Raw genomic sequence first — 14,801 nt, 5'->3', positions numbered from 1 at the left:
CAATGTAAAGGAGCAGGGGCCTCTTTCCGAGTGTAAAGGGAGAGAGGCTCCTTATTTTTCTTAAGCCACGACCATACTATAATTTAAACTGTATCATTTCCTTACTTCCATTTACTGTTCTGGCGTGAGTCCTTATGTCAGAAGGACCAAATTTTTGACGTGCTTTTCACTTCAAGTCCAGCTGTTCCCTGTCCCCAAACCAGATTGATAGCTGTTGGGCCGTCAGACTACCATTACAGAGTGACATTACCCAGTTTGTGCTGGTGCGCCAGGTAAAGCACCTTTAGAGAGATAACCACTTTTCTGTTTGTTTTATATCTTTACTGGCTAAAGCCCATAACATGAACGAAGATATTTTGGTCCAGATAGGCAACCAGATTAAGGAACGCAGAAAGAATAAGGGAATTACAATACAGGAACTGGCAGACAAGGCCTCTGTGAGTAAAGGATTGATATCTCAAATAGAAAACAGCCGAGCAATACCATCCCTTATGGTACTGATTGGTATTATTAAGGCGCTAGAGGTGGACCTCAATGTCTTCTTCAGAGAGATTGATACCGCAAGTACAGGTAAGACTATCTTGGTAAAACGCCATCATGAATACTACTACTTTGAAAAAGAACATGCCCTTGGTTTTCATTATCACAGAATTTTCACTCGGAATATAGAGCAGTCTACTGTAGACATCGTTCTGCTGGAGCTCGAACCCAATGCGAGCAGGCCAATGGTTGTGACTGAAGCCTTTGAGTATAAGTATATAATTACAGGTACAATTGAATATTGCTTTGAAAATGAAGTAGTAACCTTGAGTGAAGGTGACTCGATGTTGTTTGACGGTAGAATTCCGCATACTCCACGAAACAGTGGTGAGGGTAAAGCTGTTATGCTGGTTATTTATTTTTTTGAACAATAGCGTTTTCTCTTCTAATCCTTGTTCAGACCCAACTTGTTTAACAATATCTTAATTTGAACTTTGTTTAATAATAATAAACAAAGTTTAGATTTGCTTAACAATTTAACGTTAGGCAATGCACAGCAATTCCCATTCTTTTCTTGAAGGTGACATCAATAATACATCCCGAAGAGCCGCCTGGATACACGCGAATCTTGATCCGGATACAATCGGATTACTGGAACGGGATAGCAGGCATTTCCTCCATCAGTCACTATCAACTCCCTGTCTAGATGTAGTTTCCGATTCTTGTGGTATTTCCATGGTAAACACGGCCGGCAGGGAATATATGGACTTCCATGGAAATAATGTGCATCAGCTGGGGTATAAGAATAACTATATCCTTGACCGTGTGAAGGCACAGATGGACAGTCTCATTTTTTCTCCGCGTCGGTTTACTAATCTTCCCGCAATTGAATTAGCCGAACGGCTCAAACAGCTATGCAATGGACGGCTTTCCCGGGTCCTGTTCACNCACAGATGGACAGTCTCATTTTTTCTCCGCGTCGGTTTACTAATCTTCCCGCAATTGAATTAGCCGAACGGCTCAAACAGCTATGCAATGGACGGCTTTCCCGGGTCCTGTTCACTCCCGGAGGCACTTCGGCTGTCAGTATCGCTTTGAAATTAGCAAGGTTAGCTACTGGGAAGTTTAAAACCATCTCGATGTACGATGCATTTCACGGAGCTTCCATGGATAGCATTTCGATCGGCGGAGATTACAGTTTCCAACAAGACCTGGGCCCTTTGCTTACAGGCAGCATTCATGTACCTCCGGTAGATAACTACAGGGGGATGTGGTACAATCCAGATTCCCGCCTGGGCGATATAGCCTATGCTGATTATATAGAATATGTGATAAAAAAAGAAGGAGATGTAGGGGCCCTGATTGCTGAAACGGTAAGAAGCACCACAATGCACATCCCTTCGAAGGAATACTGGAAAAGGATCAGGGAAATTTGCGACCGGTATAAGGTCCTGCTTATCCTGGACGAGATACCCATAGCCATGGGCCGTACCGGGACGATGTTTGCCTTTGAGCAATATGGTATCCTGCCAGACATACTTGTTCTCGGAAAAGGACTTGGTGCAGGAATCATCCCGATGGCTGCCGTTCTATGCAAGGAAGAGCTTAATGTAGCCGGTCATGTATCGCTTGGACATTTTACTCACGAAAAAAATCCGCTCGGGGCAGCTGCTGCTCTTGCCGCTTTCGACTACATGGAAGAATATGGAGTACTCGGACATGTTCAGGAGATGAGTCTGTACCTCTTTGAGCGGCTGAACCAATTAATAGAGAGATTCGAAACAGTCGGTGATGTAAGAGGGGTAGGGATGCTTTGGGGTATTGAACTGGTAACCGACAGAGAGACATGCAAAGAGAATTATGTACTTGCAGAGAAGATGCTCTACGCTTGTCTTTCAAAAGGCCTTAGCATAAAAGTATCATCCGGTAATATCCTTTGCCTCTATCCCCCACTGGTTTCTACAAAACAAGAACTAGAGCATGCAGTTCAGATTATAGAAGAAGCGCTAATTGTTAACATGTAGTAATATAACGAAAGGAGGATTTTATAGAAAGTAAAAATAAACTTTCCCGCACTTAAAAAAGGCTAACAAGCAGCATTTCAGGTTCGAAACCTCGCAAATTTCTTAACCCGAAATGCCGCTCATCAATTAAAAGATATAGACAAAATTATGGAAATTTTTATTCACTTGTTAAATTATTTAAAAAGGGGAGTACACAGCTTACTGGTTTGCCTGCTGCTGTCCAGTATGGCAATGGCTCAGCAGGCAGAAAGGGTAGAGGGAACAGTGACTGACCAGGCCGGGCAGACAATGCCTGGCGTGAGCATCAGGATCAAGGGAAGTACGTCATCTACGCATACAAATGGATCGGGTAATTACAGCATCTTGTCACATTCTGCAGATGATAAGCTAGTGTTCTCTTTCCTGGGATACCAGACCTTGGAAGTAGCAATTGCCAACCGCTCCTCTGTTGATGTTGTATTGGTTGAAGAAGCACATAGCCTGAACGAGGTTGTCGTTACTGCGCTGGGGATTGAGCGTGAGAAAAAGACGCTTGCATACGCCACCCAACAGATCAGTTCAAAAGATATAAACGATGCTCCTGCTTCTAACTTTATCAGTGGATTATCTGGTAAAATTGCTGGCGTCAACATCGTCAGCGGAGGGGCCATTGGGTCGTCGGCGAGGATCACGCTCAGGGGGGAGTCGTCTTTATCGATGCAAAACAACCAGCCGCTTTTTGTCATTGACGGTACACCTGTAGCAAATGACCCGACAGTAAACAATAGCGCTGATTATGGAAACAGCGCCGCAGCGATTAACCCGGCCGATATTGAGTCTGTAAACGTATTAAAAGGCCCTGCGGCTTCTGCTCTTTATGGCTCTAGGGCTGCGAATGGTGCTATTGTGATCACCACGAAGAAAGGAAACAAGGGTGGTGTGGGAGTTGATTTTAACTCCTATTATTTTGTTGGTAAAGTAGGCCGGCTGCCTAAGTTTCAGAACGAATTCGGAGCAGGACGTAATGGAGAGTATAAAGGATCAAACTTCGGTGCCAGTTGGTCGGCCTACCCTGATGGACTACAGGATGGTTACGATGAAAGCTGGGGCCCGCGGCTGGATGTAGGTACGTTACACGCGCAGTTCGATTCGCCAACAACCAACGGATTTCGTGGTGCGGATGTAAGTTTAAATAATAGGGGCGATATTATAGCCACCCCATGGGTATCTCAGCCGGACAATATCAAGGATTTCTTTCAGACCGGGCGAAAAATTTATAACAACCTTGCTTTTTCAGGCAGCAGCGATAAAGGACATTACCGCCTGTCAATGACGGCACTGAACGAGACGGGTACCATCCCTAATAATAACCTGGACCGGTACCAGGCAAGCATCAGTACCGGGTATATGCTTTCCAAGAAGCTTAGCTCCAACATTAACCTAACCTACGCAAATACGCAAAGCTCAAACCGGCCAGACAACGGGTATGGTCGGAATACGGTGATGTATTTCTTCACCTGGATGAACAGAAATGTTAATACCAACAGCCTCAAAGAATATTGGCAGAAAGGCCTTGAAGGAACCCGTCAATTCCAGTACAATTACGGTGAGAATCATAATAATCCGTTCTTCCTGATGTACGAAAATACCAAGGGACAGAATAAAAATCATGTTTTCGGGAATGTGGATCTTACGTACATTTTAAACGAGCACTTGGATATTAAAGTGAGGACTGCGCTCGATTATTATAACGACGAGAGGCCGACACGAACATCTTACAGTGAAATCAGCTCGCCTAAAGGCCGTTATGAAATACAGCGTTTAGGTTACATGGAGCGCAACAGCGATTTTCTTTTAACCTATAAGAAGCTGTTTACTGGTGATGATCTTGAGCTCACGCTTTCCGGAGGTGCTAACCAATTCGATCTCTCGCATAGTTCCAATGTAGCTGGCATACCCGAACTGCTTATTCCAGGTATCTACAACCTGTCCAATACATCGGCACAGAGTTATGTCTCGTCGAGCGAAATGAAGAAGCGTATCAACAGTGTTTATGCCCTCGCTAATTTTGGTTATAAGGACCTGTTCCATCTGGATCTGACAGCCAGGAACGATTGGTCAAGCACGCTACCGCAGAATAACAACTCCTATTTTTATCCATCTGTGGGGCTTAACACAAACCTAAAAAAGCTGCTCGCGATACCGAATTTTGCCAACCAGGCACAGGTACGCTTAAGCTGGGCGAGAGTAGGAAATGACGCAGCACCGTATCAGCTGATCAATGCCTATGTTAATCAGCAGAAGTGGGGTGACCAGCCCGCACTGTCTGGAAGTTCCTCCCTGGCGAATGCTAATCTGAAGCCTGAAATTATTTCTACCTACGAGCTTGGGACGGCATGGAGCTTCTTGAGCAACAGGCTGGCTTTTGATGTAACCTATTATGATATACGTTCAAAGAACCAAATCGTAGCACTGCCACTGGTATCCAGCTCAGGTTTCGCTTCCAGGGCCATAAACGCCGGAGAAATAAGAAATACTGGTTTTGAGGTAATGCTTTCGGGCACTCCAGTTTCTCATTACAGTTCGCTGAGGTGGGACGTTTCCCTGAACTGGGCAAAAAACTTTGGCAAGGTGATATCCCTCACCGATGAGGTTGATAAACTTGTACAGGCGGCACCGGGAGAAGAAGCCTCGATACAGGCCCGCGCAGGTGAGCGAATGGGCGCAATATGGGGCCCAGGATTCGAGAGGGTACCTGACGGACCGTTGAAAGGTAAGATCATCATTACTCCAAACGGAAATGCTAAGGCAACGAGCGAAGATATCAACTTAGGAAATATCAATCCCGATTGGACTGCAGGCCTGTCAAACCGAGTTTCGTTCAAAAATTTCTCGCTTTATGCTCTGGTAGGCGGTCAGGTAGGTGGAAAGTTTATTTCCAGATTTTATAATAAGGCTGTCGGTGCCGGTCAGCTGGCTGAAAGTGCCGAAGGCAGGTCTGCCCGGCCGGTAGGGCAGGAGTACCTAGACCCCTACTTTATTCCGGGAGCGGCACAGATGCCTGACGGATCATATCAGCCCAATAACACCAGTACAGACGGCACATTCAGCTCTGGGGTATATGGCACAGATATCAGGTATTTTTACAAAGGCCGGATGGATCATATTACCGAAGCCCAGCTCTTCAGCGCAACCTATTTTAAGTTACGGGAACTTACGGTAGGGTATACACTGCCTCAAAAACTGATAGCCGGAACATTCATACAGAAGGCGACTCTCAATCTAACAGGCCGAAACCTTTTTCTGATTACGCCAAGCAGCAACAGGCATTTCGATCCGGAAGTTTCTGTTGCCACAGCAGGAAACGGGTTGATCCCCGGGTTTGAAAATATGAGTCTGCCTTCTTCGCGTGAATTGGGAGTAAGCTTGCACGTTAGTTTCTAAGAATAATTACCAAAGAAATGAAGACATTAAAACTGATGCTCATCGCGACCCTATTGTTGGTGATAGGTTGCACAAAGGATCTTGAAGAAATTAACAAGAACCCCAATGCCCCAGAGTCGATTGAAGACCCCGGTTTTCTCTTGGCACATATCATACGATCTTCGGCAAATGCTAATTTGAGAAATTCATTTTCCAGGGGAAGTGTTGCGGCTGACCAACTGGCTTCGGCCTATGCGAGCAACTTTTCCAACTGGACAAGATCTGAAGCGGAAAGTTATTACAACTGGAGTTTTTACTCGTACATACGCGACCTAAACGAAATCATCGCCTTGTCGGAAGAGAAGGGGTATAATAACTACAAGGGTATAGCGCTGGTTCTGCGATCCTGGCTCTTTCAGAACCTGACCGATCTGTACGGACCGATCCCCTTTCGTGAGGCCGCTAGTGTTAAATACAGCAATATAACAACACCTGTATACGAAAGCCAAGAGGCTGTTTACGCTGGCTTGCTGGCTGATCTGGAGACAGCCGTATCGCTGCTGGGAACTTCGAGTGAATCAGTTAACGGGGATATATTGTATAGCGGCGACATTCAAAACTGGAAGAAATTCAGTTCTGGTTTAATGCTCCGCCTGCTGATGCGCCAATCCAACAGAGTGAATCCTACTGCGCAGATGGAGAGGATCATTTCTGATCCGGTTCGGTATCCTTTATTTACATCACACAGTGATCAGGCGGCGCTGCAGTATCTGGCAGATACGCGTGCAAATGAAGCACCTTTTTACCGTAACAGTAACAGCGATTACGGGATCAGCTACCGAGCCTCTAACACGCTGGTGAATTACCTGCAATCGCTTAACGATCCGCGTCTATATGTTTTTGCATTGCCAGCTTCTCTGGCTGATGTAGGTTATGCAGGTGCCATAAATGGTACAGGCGACTGGGATAATCCTGCTAAATATTCTCCTCCTGGTATGCTATGGGCCCCATTGCAATACAATCCTCTTGCTTCTCCTGTTGCAGCACAGAGCATACTGCTGAGCTATTCCGAAGTGCAGTTTATATTGGCTGAGGCTGCTGAAAAAGGATTCCTACAAGGCGGTTCGTCTAGAGCAGCCGAGCATTATCTGAATGGTATCAAGATGCAATTTACCTATTACTCAAGCCGAATTCCTGCCAACTACGATTTCCCGAAAGCGGCCGATGTAGATGCCGATGCGGCATATTATGAACAGGCTGCCGTCAGCTATACAGGGACAAAGCAGCAGAAAATTGAAAAGATTTGGCTTCAGAAATGGCTGAGTCTTTACTTAGTAGGATTTGAAGCATGGTCTGAATGGAAAAGGACTGGTTTCCCGCACATAGTGGCAGGCCCGGTTAGTCCCGGTCACATACCACAGAGAGTTCTCTATCCCGCAGACGAAATGCGGCTTAATGAACAAAATTATAAGAATGCCGTGCAGCTGCTGGGGAGTGATGAATTAAGCACTAAAGTGTGGTGGGCCAAATAGCCAGGGCTAAGATGATGATAGTTAAAAAAATCAAGCCAGTCATTTATAGTATGATGCTCTTTGGACTTATGGCATCCTGCTCGCGAACAAAAGACGGTTTTCCGGACGGTATCGAACATGTGGTCGTTATTGGAATCGATGGGTTGAGCGTCGAAGGACTTAAAAACGCAAAAACTCCGGTACTAGATAGTCTGATTTTAAATGGAAGCGTGTGCTGGAATGCTCGTACGGTTCTACCATCAGTAAGCAGTCCGAACTGGGCCTCCATGATTATGGGGGCCGGTCCGGAGCAGCATGGCATTATTAACAATGAGTGGGAATTGGATGATCATGCTATAGAACCCATTGTGAGCGGACAAGACGGCCGTTTCCCTTCTATATTCAGTATCCTCAGAAAACAGCGACCCCAAGCAGAAATTGCTTCTATTTACCAGTGGGATGGTTTTGGGCGACTTTATAACAAGGAGAGCCTTAGTTTCGACCGGACGTTTTCAACGGCTGATTCCACCGCCACAGCGGCGGCGGCATATATAAGCCAAAAGAAGCCGCACTTCACATTTATTCATCTGGATGATGTGGACGGGGCTGGACATGGTAATGGGCATGGCACCCAGATCTATCTGGACGCTGTGGGAAGGATCGATTCCCTGGTAGGGATGATCATGAATGAAATTAATCGGGCAGGTATCAGCGACAAGACACTGATAATGATTACCAGCGACCATGGCGGTATAGGCTATGGTCATGGCGGAGATTCGAAGGAAGAAATAACGGTGCCTGTAGTGCTTAGCGGAAAAGCAGTTAAACAGAAATATCTAGTGACTCAGCCGGTTTATATGTACGATGTAGCTGCAACCATTGCTTTTGCGCTACAGCTGAAAATTCCCTACAGTTGGATAGGCCGACCGGTAAAAGCTGCCTTTAGGGGTTACGAAGAACCTGAAGGTAATGAGGATGAGAAGATCCTGATTACTGCGCCTGTAATATACCCTAAAAGAGATCTTTATCAGCAGGCTGGAGGACTTTATATTGGACGGATGGCAGAGGTTAGTATAAAGGAACCCTCTGAGGATGTAACAATTCGTTTTACAACGGATGGCTCTGAACCAGGCCCACGTTCGGCTATATACGAAAAGCCATTTAGTTTAGAGAAGACAAGCGTTGTCAAAGCAAAGGCCTTCGATGCCAGTGGTAACGAGAGCTTAAGTACAGTGGCATATTTCAGGATTTTGTCTGAGGAACACGGGAACGGATTATCAACTTCTTTCTATCAGGGCGCAGACTGGAAGTTCCTACCGGTATTAAAAAGCATTCAGCCCAGCTCACGCTGGGTAAGTCATGAGTTTCAGATAGATAGAGAACAGATAAATGAACTTATAACCGGAGGGAATCCTAATTTCGGACTTGTTTATGAAGGTTTTTTAGAGATAGACAGGGATGGAGAGTACACCTTTTATGCCCATTCTGATGACGGAAGCAAGGTTTACCTGAATGACGAGGAGGTGGTAGACAACGATGGCAGCCACGGTGTAAGAGAACGGATTGGCAAAATAACATTGAAAAAAGGCAGGAATCCTATCCGTGTGGAGTTCTTCAACGGAGGAGGAGGATACTGGCTGGATGTCTTTTATAAAGGTCCGGGTATAGCCAAGCAGATTATACCCGCCGACAAATTGTTCCTTAAAAGTATTGAATAACTGATAAACAACAAATATGAGTATTAAACTAATGGTCTTTGATATTGCTGGAACTACTGTAAAGGATGATAACGAAGTTGCGAAGGCTTTTCAGAACGCATTGAAAACGTGCGGATTTTTTCTGCCCTTGGAGAAGATCAATCCCTTCATGGGGTATGAAAAACATTTTGCTATCAAAGAGATACTAAAGGAAGCTGGGGAAGCCGAGGCATATACCGAAACAGTGGTCAAGGAGATACACCAAGCATTTGTCAATGATTTGAAGGTGTTTTATTCTGAGCCGGAAACAACCATCCCTTTGCCAAATGTTGAATCAACCATGCAAACCCTCCATGATTTGGGTATTATAGTGGCCATTAATACCGGCTTTTCAAGAGACATTGCCGATGTGATCGTAAAGCAACTACAATGGTTCGAACGGGGCCTTGTAGATTATATGATCGCCTCAGATGAGGTTGCTAAAGGAAGACCGTACCCAGACATGATCCATTCCCTGATGAAGCAGGCAGGCATTGATGATCCGTCGCTGGTGGCCAAGGCGGGTGATACAGAGGTGGACATTAACGAAGGAAAGAATGCGGGATGTAAATATGTTATAGGCGTTTCTACCGGCACTTTTACAACTGAAGAACTACGTGCTTATGATCCTACCCATATCATATCCGATATCGCTGAGGTAATCGATATTATCAAGGCTTAAATAATGGGCTTAACTGCTTCTATCAGTGGTAAGATTAGTCGGTATCCCTATGTTGTTATTTCGCTAATCACTGCTTCAGCAGCCTTCGGGTGTTATACCAGTATGTATGCTTTCCGGAAAGCATTCACTGCTGGGCTTTATGAAGAGGCAGAATTTTTAGGCATTAATTATAAGCTCTGGCTAATTAGTGCTCAGATCCTCGGTTATATGTTAAGTAAGTTTTATGGTATCAGGTTCATCTCCGAGCTGGGTCATGAGAAGAGAGGCTGGAAAATAGTTCTGCTCATCAGTATAGCCTGGATAGCGCTGCTGGGGTTTGCAATTGTACCGGCTCCATATAATATCGTATGTATGTTTCTTAATGGATTACCATTAGGATTAATTTGGGGGCTGGTGTTTTCATTCCTGGAAGGGCGAAGGATCACAGAGTTTCTTGGAGCTGTTATGAGCATTTCGCTGGTATTTGCATCTGGCTTTATAAAAACGGTTGCCAGGACTTTGGTTGATGATCTGGGCGTTGCAGAATATTGGATGCCTTTCGCCACCGGGCTACTGTTTGTAGTGCCCCTGCTTATTTTTGTTCTATTGCTGGAAGCGGTGCCGCCGCCAACAAAAAAGGATATAGAAATGCGTACGCTGAGGGCTCCGATGAATGCAGCACAGCGAAGGGCTTTCTTGTCGGACTTCCTTCCCGGTATTATACTCACCGTATTTGCATACTTGCTATTCACCGTGTTGAGGGATATTCGCGACAACTTCCAGGTAGAGATCTGGTCCAACCTGGGCTTTGTAAATCAGGATATATATGCGAAAACCGATTCAGTGATTGCCATTATTGTATTGGCGCTGATGAGCCTTCTTATCCTCGTGCGTAGAAATTTTGTAGCTTTCGCCCTTATACACGTCATGATCCTGACTGGCTGCCTATTGGCAGGTATTTCAACGTTTCTTTACCTGCAGGAGGCCCTAAGCGGTATGAATTGGATGGTTATATCCGGACTGGGACTTTACATGGCCTATATTCCTTATAATGCAATCTTTTTTGAAAGACTGATTGCTAGTTATCACCAGGCAGGTAACATCGGCTTTATTATGTATGTGGCCGACTCTACCGGTTATCTGGGCAGTGTAGCTGTTCTGTTTGTTCGCGAGTTCGCTTTTGTTAATCTTAGCTGGACAGCTTTCTTTCAGCACGCCTTACTCCTATGTTCTTTGCTAGCCGGTCTTGCCGTCTGCTTTTCTCTGGCCTATTTCTATACGAAAAAGGTCAGAATCAAAGATAATACCGGGACAGATGCATTTTCAGTTCCGCGTGGGGAGGTACAAATTATTAAAACATAATCATTATTTACAGAATGAAATCAAATAAAACAGCCATCGTTGTTGGTGCCGGTATAGTAGGCCTGGCTTGTGCAAGGGCCCTTGCATTAAAAGGATATAAGGTAACTGTATACGAAAGAAACAAACGCGCTGTAGGAGCATCGATTCGAAACTTCGGCATGATCTGGCCCATAGGCCAGCCGGAAGGGCGAGCCTACCAGTGGGCTCGCCGGTCGCGGGAAATCTGGCAGGAAATATGTGATTCGGCAGGAATATGGTATGCTCCTTCAGGATCGCTGCATCTGGCATATAGTGATGCAGAACTTGCGGTCATGGAGGAGTTTACAGGTCTTTATGAGCGAGAACGTCCGTGTTTAATGCTATCGACTGGAGAAACACGAAAGAAGTCAGAAGCTGTCAATCCTCGGGGGCTTAAGGGCGCCCTATGGAGCGCTGAAGAATTGATCGTGGATCCAAGGGAGGCTATACCTAAGGTTGCACTTTATCTGCAGGAGCAACTGAATGTTGAATTCAAATGGGGCTGCTGTATCAACAGGATTGATGATGCAACTGTTTACTCCGGTGCGGGAGAGTCTCAGAAAGCTGATAAAATATATGTATGCAGCGGCGCTGACTTTGAAACTCTATATCCTAAGCTGTTTGGTTCCCTAGAAATAACCAAATGCAAACTGCAGATGATGCGTCTTGTCACCCAGCCCGAAAACTGGAGTATTGGCCCTTCACTCTGCGGAGGACTGTCTATGCTGCACTACAAGTCCTTTGCGGCTGCTGCAGCAACAGAAGAGCTACGTAAAATACTGGAATCGGAACTGCCCGAGTACTTTAAATGGGGCATCCATGTAATGGTAAGCCAGAATGGCAAAGCTGAACTGACTATTGGGGATTCGCACGAATACGGTCTCTGCCACGATCCGTTCGACAGGCAGCATATTAACGAACTTATTCTTGCTTACCTGAAGCGCTTTGCAACTTTTAAAGATTGGGGCCTGCTTGAGTCCTGGAACGGTGTTTATGCTAAGATGACTAATGGTGAAGATCACCTGCTGCTTGAACCAAATAGCAACGTTACCATTTTAAATGCGCTTGGTGGTGCGGGGATGACCCTTTCTTTTGGCCTTGCCGAATATTGTATATCGAGCTGTTAGGCGTAGTAAATTATTTCATGGTTATTTAAATTCATTTTATTGGTTATCCAGGATGAACGTGCTGCCCAATCTATGCATTGGATTTGGTCACTGCCATCGGAAGGGAGATCGCTGGGTCGGTGCCAAAAAGCCGTATCTTCTACTACGGGAGCCCCTGCAGAAGAGCGGGATCACACCATGGGTAGGAATAGGAATCGGCACACTGTCTGGTTCATCTGTCATAAAAATCTGTGCCTAAGACTACACACTCTACTTATCTTCTGATGAAGTATCCTAACTTAATTAAATAGCTCCAATCCTTGATACTGAGCAAGTCTGGATATAGAACATGATCTATATCTATGTTGGGCCAGAATTCAACAACCTGTCTCTGATTACCGATGCTTATTCAAGATGATCGAGGGCTACAGCCTGTATTAGCTTTTGAGCATAGAAGGTTGCCTAAAACTCTTATTAATGGCACTTGCCACTCTCAGTAGACAAGCTAGTAGGCTTATTCACTAATCTGGCCGGGGCATACGGTACTTCAGCATCGAGTATGGGAAAAGTTAAAAGCAGCAGACATTGACATTAGCATAACAGACAGTGGCGAGGCAAATGAGTATTAGATTGCCGAAGGGAAAAGGGATCTTAAAACATGAGTTCAGGCTCAACCAAGAGTTTAAAACACATATCGTGCAGAAGTCCACTACAGCCGCTCTGACTTAACAGCTTCTAGATCTGAAGCCAAACCAAATTCCAGCCGAAGTAGAGCATTTGGAAAGGACATTGACCAAATTGTAAAGGTAGTCCCTTTGTCAGGTAGCAGACTACCGCCTCAGGAGAAAGCCAGGTACAGCAGTATTTTAATAATGGCTTTGCTCCAGTATAAGCTGCATTAATATTTCTTTCAATATAATTTGTTGCTGCAAAAGTGCAAAATATTTTAAATAAGTTAATTTCAATAATTTGATCAGTGATATATTTTTGTGTGAAAAGTAATGTTTAGCTGTATAGTATAATTTATTAATAAAATAACCTAAAATGCCCGTTGTTTAAACTGCAATTGCCTCACTTATCTTTAAATATGGTTCTTTTAGAAAAAAGAATAGTGATGGCATCAGATTTTTCTACTCTAATGTTAGTGTCTCTTAATAATTCACAATAATTTATAATTTTTAAACCTTTACTTGAGACATACTTATACATGAAAAGATCGAAGATTTTATTGCTGTGCCTTGGGCTTGGCTTTTTCACAGTTTCCTGCGAAAAAGAAATGGAAGACATGAAAGTAGAATCACTTTCAAACTCTCAGAATGTTGGTATCGCAGCTTCGACTAGACTGACAGTGCCAAATGGTTTAGCCCTGAGAAGGCCTTCTAATTTTGCACCTCTGAGCGAGAGCTTCAGAGAACTTTTACTTAACGAGGCGGTAGAGCCTAGTGAGTGTAGCCCGACACAGTTTGTTACTGTACAGAATAAATACCTGAATCCGCTTGTAAACGACCTGTACTCTATTTTCGGACCGGCAGAATATGCCGATATTTTTTATCTGTACTCAGACCTGAACCTATACTCGGCTTACTTCGATACGTCGGAGCAGTACTTTGGAGAAAAGGGAGAGTACACCAATTTTGTAGCTAAACGCAAAAGAGAGCTTGAGAAATTCTGGAATATGCCAAACCAGATTCAAATTAACGGGCAGCACACTGCCACGCTAAACGATCGGGAAAAGCTGGCTGATGTGTATGAATTGGTAGGTGTTAATGTGAATAGCAGAGAAGAAGCCTATGCTATAGCCGATGAGATCTTATATTTCAATACCTTATCTCCGAATTTACCGGAGAATCCTTTCTTCGCTCTTGATGGTTTTGCCACTACTTACAGAAACCTGATCGTGATTGGAGATGGAATTGTATCTATGTTGTCTGAAACCGGAATTGAGCAGGACATTGTCTGGACGGGGATTCTGGCACATGAGTGGGCTCACCAGATTCAGTTTAAAAACTTTGCTTCCTGGTACCCTAACGGTGCCGCTGCAGACCCTGCAGAAGCTACGCGCTACACCGAACTGGAGGCAGACTTTTTGGCGGCTTACTACATGACGCACAAACGAGGTGCAACCTACAACAAGAAACGAGTGGAGCAGTTCTTTACATTATTCTTCCAGATCGGCGATTGTGGCTTTACCAACTCCGGCCACCACGGAACACCAATTCAGCGTATGGCAGCTGCCCGTTTAGGATTTGAACTAGCCGACCAGGCTCAGAAACAAGGCCATATCCTGACAGCGCAACAAGCACACGATATTTTTGTATCCAGAATAAACACCGTGTTGTAATTGTTAAAAGACTTCTGAGCAAAAAAGGCTGGCCATTGAGGTCAGCCTTTTTTGTTTTAGCCGAATCCCTGTTTTTCAACCCTCCGCATAAGTGTTCGGTATCAGACAGGTATTGTCCATAATCAAACATGCTGGGGTGTTATTTGAGTGCAGGTAGGGG

Annotated in this window: 9 protein-coding genes; all 9 read left to right on the top strand. The window is 44.8% G+C overall.

The genetic code is table 11. From position 1 onward, the window contains the following. The first annotated feature begins 341 nt into the window (after positions 1–341). Entirely contained in the window at positions 342–914 is a 573-nt protein-coding gene (locus ACMA1I_RS06120) for an XRE family transcriptional regulator (protein ID WP_337067413.1), read from the top strand. A gap of 480 nt (positions 915–1,394) precedes the next feature. Next, positions 1,395–2,504, top strand: coding sequence for an aspartate aminotransferase family protein (locus ACMA1I_RS06115; RefSeq protein WP_414703870.1), 1,110 nt, complete (start codon positions 1,395–1,397; stop codon positions 2,502–2,504). Between the two features lie 147 nt (positions 2,505–2,651). After that, positions 2,652–5,927 (top strand): SusC/RagA family TonB-linked outer membrane protein, encoded by a 3,276-nt coding sequence (locus ACMA1I_RS06110; RefSeq protein ID WP_337067407.1) that lies wholly within the window; start codon positions 2,652–2,654, stop codon positions 5,925–5,927. Positions 5,928–5,944: 17 nt separating this feature from the next. Next, positions 5,945–7,438: a SusD/RagB family nutrient-binding outer membrane lipoprotein gene (locus tag ACMA1I_RS06105; protein WP_337067406.1), complete on the top strand. Its 1,494-nt coding sequence runs from the start codon at positions 5,945–5,947 to the stop codon at positions 7,436–7,438. A gap of 68 nt (positions 7,439–7,506) precedes the next feature. Beyond that, entirely contained in the window at positions 7,507–9,135 is a 1,629-nt protein-coding gene (locus ACMA1I_RS06100; RefSeq protein ID WP_337067405.1) for an alkaline phosphatase family protein, read from the top strand. Between the two features lie 16 nt (positions 9,136–9,151). Continuing rightward, positions 9,152–9,835, top strand: coding sequence for an HAD-IA family hydrolase (locus tag ACMA1I_RS06095; RefSeq protein WP_337067404.1), 684 nt, complete (start codon positions 9,152–9,154; stop codon positions 9,833–9,835). 3 nt (positions 9,836–9,838) lie between these two features. Then, on the top strand, positions 9,839–11,176 hold the full coding sequence (locus ACMA1I_RS06090) for a DUF5690 family protein (RefSeq protein WP_337067403.1): 1,338 nt from the start codon (positions 9,839–9,841) through the stop codon (positions 11,174–11,176). Between the two features lie 14 nt (positions 11,177–11,190). Beyond that, positions 11,191–12,321 carry a TIGR03364 family FAD-dependent oxidoreductase gene (locus ACMA1I_RS06085; RefSeq protein ID WP_337067402.1) on the top strand — a complete coding sequence of 377 codons (1,131 nt, stop codon included), beginning with the start codon at positions 11,191–11,193 and terminating at the stop codon, positions 12,319–12,321. 1,186 nt (positions 12,322–13,507) lie between these two features. Continuing rightward, positions 13,508–14,641, top strand: a complete 1,134-nt coding sequence (locus ACMA1I_RS06080) for a hypothetical protein (RefSeq protein ID WP_337067401.1) — start codon at positions 13,508–13,510, stop codon at positions 14,639–14,641. The last annotated feature ends 160 nt before the right edge of the window (positions 14,642–14,801 follow it).

This window comes from Pontibacter sp. 13R65 (genome assembly GCF_047525655.1).
In the GTDB taxonomy this organism is placed as follows: Bacteria; Bacteroidota; Bacteroidia; order Cytophagales; family Hymenobacteraceae; genus Pontibacter.
This window is presented reverse-complemented; position numbering and strand designations above follow the sequence as displayed.

What these genes read in the sequence shown, in the direction of transcription:
- ACMA1I_RS06105 (WP_337067406.1), top strand. Translation starts at nt 5,945, where the DNA reads ATGAAGACATTAAAACTGATGCTCATCGCGACCCTATTGTTGGTGATA.
- ACMA1I_RS06090 (WP_337067403.1), top strand. Translation starts at nt 9,839, where the DNA reads ATGGGCTTAACTGCTTCTATCAGTGGTAAGATTAGTCGGTATCCCTAT.
- ACMA1I_RS06080 (WP_337067401.1), top strand. Translation starts at nt 13,508, where the DNA reads ATGAAAAGATCGAAGATTTTATTGCTGTGCCTTGGGCTTGGCTTTTTC.
- ACMA1I_RS06120 (WP_337067413.1), top strand. Translation starts at nt 342, where the DNA reads ATGAACGAAGATATTTTGGTCCAGATAGGCAACCAGATTAAGGAACGC.
- ACMA1I_RS06095 (WP_337067404.1), top strand. Translation starts at nt 9,152, where the DNA reads ATGAGTATTAAACTAATGGTCTTTGATATTGCTGGAACTACTGTAAAG.
- ACMA1I_RS06100 (WP_337067405.1), top strand. Translation starts at nt 7,507, where the DNA reads ATGGCATCCTGCTCGCGAACAAAAGACGGTTTTCCGGACGGTATCGAA.
- ACMA1I_RS06085 (WP_337067402.1), top strand. Translation starts at nt 11,191, where the DNA reads ATGAAATCAAATAAAACAGCCATCGTTGTTGGTGCCGGTATAGTAGGC.
- ACMA1I_RS06110 (WP_337067407.1), top strand. Translation starts at nt 2,652, where the DNA reads ATGGAAATTTTTATTCACTTGTTAAATTATTTAAAAAGGGGAGTACAC.